General features: G+C 66.7%; 2 pseudogenes. Both read right to left on the bottom strand.

Features of this window, described 5'->3' with window-relative positions:
* A pseudogene (locus V7E45_RS40810) lies at window positions 1-865 on the bottom strand (alpha-amylase family glycosyl hydrolase); the annotation flags it as partial.
* Window positions 862-2,417 (bottom strand): annotated as a pseudogene (locus V7E45_RS40210) (alpha-glucosidase C-terminal domain-containing protein); the annotation flags it as partial. The pseudogenes V7E45_RS40810 and V7E45_RS40210, both read right to left, overlap by 4 nt.

The following is a 2,417-nucleotide window of genomic DNA, read 5'->3' as shown; positions in this document are numbered from 1 at the left end:
CACGGTGTCCGGGTACTGGGCGTCGATCTCCTTGCGTACCCGCTTCAGGAACTCGTGGGTCGCGGGGAGGTTCTCGCAGTTGGTGCCCTCCTGCTGGTACAGGTACGGCACGGCGTCCAGACGGAATCCGTCGATGCCCAGGTCAAGCCAGAACTTCAGCGCGGAGATCATCTCCTCCTGCACGGCCGGGTTCTCGTAGTTGAGGTCCGGCTGGTGCGAGAAGAAACGATGCCAGTAGTACTGCTTGCGTACGGGGTCGTACGTCCAGTTGGAGGCTTCGGTGTCGACGAAGATGATCCGCGCGTCCTGGTACTGCTTGTCGTCGTCGGCCCAGACGTAGTAGTCCCCGTACGGACCCTCCGGGTCGCGCCTCGACTCCTGGAACCACGGGTGCTGGTCGCTGGTGTGGTTCATGACGAAGTCGATGATNGACGTAGTAGTCCCCGTACGGACCCTCCGGGTCGCGCCTCGACTCCTGGAACCACGGGTGCTGGTCGCTGGTGTGGTTCATGACGAAGTCGATGATCACGCGCATGCCGCGCTGGTGCGCGGCGTCCACGAACTCCACGAAGTCGGCGAGGTCGCCGAACTCGGGCAGTACCGCGGTGTAGTCGGAGACGTCGTAACCGCCGTCACGCAGCGGCGACTTGAAGAACGGCGGCAGCCACAGGCAGTCGACACCCAGCCATTGCAGATAGTCGAGTTTGGCGGTCAGACCCTTCAGGTCGCCGACGCCGTCACCGTTGCTGTCCTGGAAGGAGCGGACCAGGACCTCGTAGAAGACGGCGCTCTTGAACCAATCCGGATTCCGGTCCTTGGCGGGAGTGTCCTCGAAGGTGTCCGGGACGGGCTCGTTGACGATCATATTGTGGGTGACCCTCCGGTCTTCGGGGTGGACGGTCGCAGCACCGAGAAGATATGCGCGGGTCGACGACCCGGTTCGAGCCGCACATAGTTGGCCCTGCCCCAGTGATAGGTCTCGCCGGTGAGCAGGTCGCACACCGGCACCGACTCGTGCCAGTCCAGGCCGAGTTGCGGCATGTCCAACGAGACCGTGGCTTCCTGGGTGTGGTGGGGGTCGAGGTTGGCGACCACCAGAACCGTGTTCGATCCGCTCCGCTTGCTGTAGGCGAGCACCTGGTCGTTGTCGGCGTGGTGGAAGTGGAGGTCGCGCAGCTGCCGGAGGGCCGGATTCGCGCGCCGGACGGTGTTGAGCCGGGTGATGAGGGGGGCCAGGGTGCGGCCCTCGCGGGCGGCGGCTTCCCAGTCGCGGGGTTTGAGCTGGTACNCGGACGGTGTTGAGCCGGGTGATGAGGGGGGCCAGGGTGCGGCCCTCGCGGGCGGCGGCTTCCCAGTCGCGGGGTTTGAGCTGGTACTTCTCCGAGTCGAGGTACTCCTCACTGCCTTCGCGCAGCGGGGTGTTCTCGCACAGTTCGTAGCCGCTGTAGATGCCCCAGGTGGGGGAGAGGGTGGCCGCGAGCACGGCCCGGACCTCGAAGGCGGCCCGGCCGCCGTGCTGGAGGTAGGCGTGCAGGATGTCGGGGGTGTTGGCGAAGAAGTTCGGCCGCATGAAGGCCGCCGACTCACCCGAGAGCTCGGTCAGGTACTCCGTGAGCTCCCGCTTGTCGTTGCGCCAGGTGAAGTACGTGTACGACTGCTGGAACCCGACCTGGGCGAGCGCCCGCATCATCGCGGGGCGGGTGAACGCCTCCGCCAGGAAGATCACGTCCGGGTCCCTGCGGTTGACCTCGCCGATCACCCGCTCCCAGAACACCACCGGCTTGGTGTGCGGGTTGTCCACCCGGAAGATCCGCACCCCGTGGTCCATCCAGTGCCGCAGCACCCGCACCGTCTCCGCGACCAGGCCGTCCATGTCCGCGTCGAAGGCGATGGGGTAGATGTCCTGGTACTTCTTCGGCGGGTTCTCCGCGTAGGCGATCGTGCCGTCGGGCCGGTGGTGGAACCACTCCGGGTACTTGTGCACCCAGGGATGGTCCGGCGAGCACTGCAACGCGAAGTCCAGGGCCACCTCCAGACCGAGCCGGGCGGCCTCACCGACGAAGTGGTCGAAGTCCTCGATCGTGCCCAGCGCCGGGTGGACGCTGTCGTGGCCGCCCTCGGGCGACCCGATCGCCCACGGCACCCCCACATCGTCCGGGCCCGCGGTCAGCGTGTTGTTGGGCCCCTTGCGGAACGTGGTGCCGATCGGGTGGATCGGCGGCAGGTAGACGACGTCGAAACCCATCTCCGCGATCGCCTCGAGCCGCCTGGCCGCCGTCCGGAACGTGCCGTGCGGCTGTTCGGCCGTGCCCTCCGAGCGCGGGAAGAACTCGTACCAGGAACCGAACAACGCACGCTCGCGCTCCACCAGCAACGGCATCGCGTCCGAAGCGGTCACCAACTCCCGCAGCGGATAA

Source organism: Streptomyces sp. IBSBF 3136 (assembly GCF_036815105.1).
In the GTDB taxonomy this organism is placed as follows: domain Bacteria; phylum Actinomycetota; class Actinomycetes; order Streptomycetales; family Streptomycetaceae; genus Streptomyces.
The sequence above is the reverse complement of the archived record's forward strand: the minus strand, read 5'-3'. Positions and strand labels throughout refer to the sequence as shown.